Source organism: Curtobacterium sp. MCBD17_028 (assembly GCF_003234875.1).
Lineage (GTDB): Bacteria > Actinomycetota > Actinomycetes > Actinomycetales > Microbacteriaceae > Curtobacterium.
Window position 1 is genome coordinate 1 of record NZ_QKTQ01000030.1, and the last position, 3739, is coordinate 3739.

4 protein-coding genes are annotated in these 3739 nt (G+C 74.9%); 3 read left to right on the forward strand and 1 reads right to left on the reverse strand.

The features are described from left to right. Positions 1–84 precede the first annotated feature (84 nt). Positions 85–1122 (forward strand): SIS domain-containing protein, encoded by a 1038-nt coding sequence (locus DEI86_RS16220; RefSeq protein ID WP_111050188.1) that lies wholly within the window; start codon positions 85–87, stop codon positions 1120–1122. A gap of 5 nt (positions 1123–1127) precedes the next feature. After that, positions 1128–2045 carry an ROK family protein gene (locus DEI86_RS16225; protein WP_181439824.1) on the forward strand — a complete coding sequence of 306 codons (918 nt, stop codon included), beginning with the start codon at positions 1128–1130 and terminating at the stop codon, positions 2043–2045. 84 nt (positions 2046–2129) lie between these two features. Here the strand turns inward: DEI86_RS16225 and DEI86_RS16230 are convergent, their stop codons facing one another. Next, positions 2130–2720 (reverse strand): TetR family transcriptional regulator, encoded by a 591-nt coding sequence (locus DEI86_RS16230; RefSeq protein ID WP_220038541.1) that lies wholly within the window; start codon positions 2718–2720, stop codon positions 2130–2132. Between the two features lie 74 nt (positions 2721–2794). Here DEI86_RS16230 and DEI86_RS16235 point away from each other — a divergent pair, with 74 nt between their 5' ends. Next, positions 2795–3556 (forward strand): SDR family NAD(P)-dependent oxidoreductase, encoded by a 762-nt coding sequence (locus tag DEI86_RS16235; RefSeq protein ID WP_111050191.1) that lies wholly within the window; start codon positions 2795–2797, stop codon positions 3554–3556. Positions 3557–3739 lie beyond the last annotated feature (183 nt).

A 3739-nucleotide genomic window follows, 5' to 3' on the forward strand; every position in this document is an offset into this window, starting at 1 on the left:
CCTTCCGACCCCGGGTCGCCGTCCCCCCTCGCCGGCCCGGTCCCCACCGCCGCGCGCCGCCGCGGCACGATCAGGAAGCTCCACATGACCGAGATCACCCCCTTCGAAGCCGACATCCTGGAACAGCCCGCGGCCTTGCGGCGCCTCGCCGCCGCCGGACCCGCCGCCGGCATCGAGCGCGTCACCGACCGACCGTGGGACCGCGTCGTGCTCACCGGTATGGGTTCGTCGCACTTCGCCGGCATCCCCACGTGGCGCGCACTCGTCGCGGCCGGCGTGCCCGCATGGAGCGTCGACACCGGACAGCTGCTCGACACCCCCGAGCTCGTGACCCCGTCGACCCTCGTCGTCGCGACCTCGCAGTCCGGGGCGAGCGGCGAGGTCGTCGAGCTGCTCGACCGCATCGGCGCTGGATCGATCAGGCCGGGCGCGGTCGTCGGGATCGCGGACGACGCCACGAGTCCGCTCGCCGTCCGTGCCGACGTCCACCTGGCGCTGCACAGCGGACCCGAGGCGACCGTGAGCACGAAGAGCTACGTCAACACGCTGGCCGTGCAGCGCGCGGTCGCGCTCGCACTCGGCGGTGGCGACACGGCGGGACTCCCCGACGACCTGACGAGGATCGCCGACACCGTCGAGGACATGCTGTCGCGGGTCGACCTCGGCGGGTTCGCCCGCGCGACGGTCGCCGAACCCGGGCGCCGTGTGGCCATGGTCGGCCGGGGCGACGACGCCGCGACCGCGCTCCTCAGCGGTCTCATCACGAAGGAGTCCTCGAAGGTGGCCGCGGAGGGCCACGTCGGCGGGCAGTTCCGGCACGGGCCGTTCGAACTCGCCGGGCCGGGACTGACGACCGTGCTCTACGGGGTCGACGAGTCCGAGGGCGGCGCCGCGCTCCAGCGGCTCGGCGCGGACCTCGTGGCCACGGGGGCTCGCGTGCTCACCGTCGGGACCAGCGCGGTGGACGGCGCGACCGCGGTCCCCGCTCCGCGCAGCGGCCCGGTCGAGGGACTCGTCACGGGCGCGGTCGTCGCCGAGTTCCTCGCCGTCGCGTTCGCGCGCGCGGCAGGGGTGGTCCCCGGAGCGTTCGCGTACGGCTCCAAGGTGACCACGGCACTGTGAGCGCCGTGCCCGACCTCCCCGCCTCCGTCCGCGTCGGCATCGACATCGGCGGCACCGGGACCCGGTTCGCCGCGATCGACGAAGAGGGCGTCGTGCTCGCACGGCACACCGTGCGCACGCCGGTCGCGGTCGACGCGGGTGCCGCCACTGCGTTCCTCGCCGACGGGATCGCCGTCGTCACCGCGGGTGCCGGCGGGCAGGTCGGGCCCGCGACGATCTCGGGCGTCGGGATCGGCGCCTCCGGCCCCGTCGACGCGGACGGCATCGTCCGCAACCCGCACACGCTGCCCGGGTTCTCGGACATCGCGCTCGCCCCGCTCGTCACCGCGGCCAGCGGTGCACCCTGCGTCGTCGAGAGCGACGCGGTCGCCGCCGCGGTCGCGGAAGCGACCGTCGGTGCGGGCCGTGGGGCGGCCGACCTGCTCCACGTGACGATCGGGACCGGTATCGGCGTGGCCGTCGTCCGGCACGGGTCACCCGTGCTCGGAGCGGACGGGTTCCAACCCGAGGCGGGACACCTCGACGTGCCCGACGAGGAGCCGGCTCCGTGTTACTGCGGACGGACGCGGTGTTGGGAGCAGACGGCATCGCGTCGGGCGCTCCAGCGGCTGGCCGGCGTCGAGGACGTCGGCGGGCTCGACCGAATGGCGGCGGCGGCGCTCGACGGGGTCCCGACGGCGCAGGCCGTGTTCGACCGGTACGGACAGCGCGTCGGGCTCGGTCTCCGCACCCTCGTGACGGTCCTCCGACCCACGCGCGTCGTCATCGGCGGCGGTGGTGCGCGGTTCCTCGACGCCTACCGCGACGCGACCGTCCGGACCGTCCGAGCCGTGGCGCTGCACGGCCTCGACCTCGACCTCCGCGCGACCGCGCTCGACGACGACGGTGGGGCGGTCGGTGCGGCGTTGCTCGCCGCGATCTGACGCCGACGGACTGCTGACCGAGGACGCCGACGGACTGCTGACCGACGCTGTCGGCCGGTGGTCACGTCCGGGTCCGGTCGGACCTCAGTCGTCCGCCGACCAGTCCCGGACGAGGCCTGCGAGAGCGCGGTCCACGACGGTCGCGGGATCGCCGCCGTCCTGCCGGGCCCAGAAGGTCATCGCGGCGAACACCGCGGCGGCGATCGCGCTGGTACGGACCTCGAGGAGCAGCGGCGACGCGTCCGGTCCGAGCCGCCGGCGCAGCTCCCCGACGACGAGGTCACGGCCCGCGCCGAGCCGGGTCACCGCACCGGCCGACAATCGCTCGTGGTCCGCGATGAGACGCAGTCGCGCCCGCGTCACGGGGATGAGCGAGGACGGGAAGGTGAGCGCGGCCACGTACGCCGTCCGCATCGCCTCGTAGGGGTCGGCCCTGTCCGGCAGCGCGGCGAGCTCGGCGGCGATCCGGTCGGCCGCCTCGGCGGTCCCGCCCCAGACGAGGTCGTCCTTGGTCCGGAACACCCGGAAGAGGGTGCGCCGACTGACGCCAGCCGCCACCGCGACGTCGTCCATGGTCACCGCATCGAAGCCGCGCTCGGCGAACAACCGGAGCGCGACCTCGGCGACGTGGTCGGGGTCCACCTCGACGGGGCGGCCCGTCCTCGCTGCTGCCACCGGGCCTCCTTTTGGCACTGAGTGCTATAACTGCTTCCGGGCCGGCCCGCGGCCCCGTTCGACGAGGAGCAATCATGACGCAGACCATCACCCCGAAGCGATTCGACGGGAGGACCGTCATCGTGACCGGCGCCGGTTCCGGCATCGGCCGGGCCACCGCCACCCGGCTGGTGCAGGAGGGCGCCCGCGTCGTCGCCACCGACGTCGCCGCCGACCGACTCGACGCCCTGCGCGGCGAGCTGGCCGGGCACGACGTCGTCACCGTGGTCGGCGACGTGGCGCAGGCCGCGACGATCGACGCCGTCATCGCGGCCGCCGACGGATCCGTGGACGGCCTGGCGAACGTCGCCGGGATCATGGACGCGTTCCTGCCGCCGGCCGAGGTCGACGACGCGACGTGGGACCGCGTCATGGGCGTCAACGTGACGGGGCCCATGCGTCTGACGCGCGCGGTGCTCGGGCTCATGATCCCCGCCGGCGCGGGCTCGATCGTCAACGTGGCATCGGAGGCGGCGTTCCGCGGTTCGGCCGCCGGCGTCGCCTACACGACGTCGAAGCACGCCGTCGTCGGCCTCACGAAGAGCGTCGCGTTCTTCTACGGCCCGAGCGGCGTCCGAGCGAACGCCGTCGCGCCCGGAGCGGTCATGACGAACATCGAGGCCCCGATGCGATCGGACTTCGCCGCCGGCCGCATCGGTCCGATCATGCAGGTCGCCGTGCCCCAGCCCGCCGAGGCGGAGCGGCTCGCGGCCGCGATCACCTGGCTGCTCAGCGACGACGCCGCGAACGTGAACGGCGCGGTCCTGCCGAGCGACGGCGGCTGGTCGGTCGTCTGACCCGAGGCGGCCGCCGGCGCGGTCAGGAGGACGTGCCGGCGTCACCGGCGTCGGCACCCGTTCCGGTTCCGGTTCCGGTGCCGGTGCCCGTGCCGGTGCCGGTGCCGGTGCCGGTGCCGGTGCCGCTGCCGGTGCCGGAGCCGCTACCCGACCCGGTCCCGCCCGGGAACTCCCCCGTCCCAC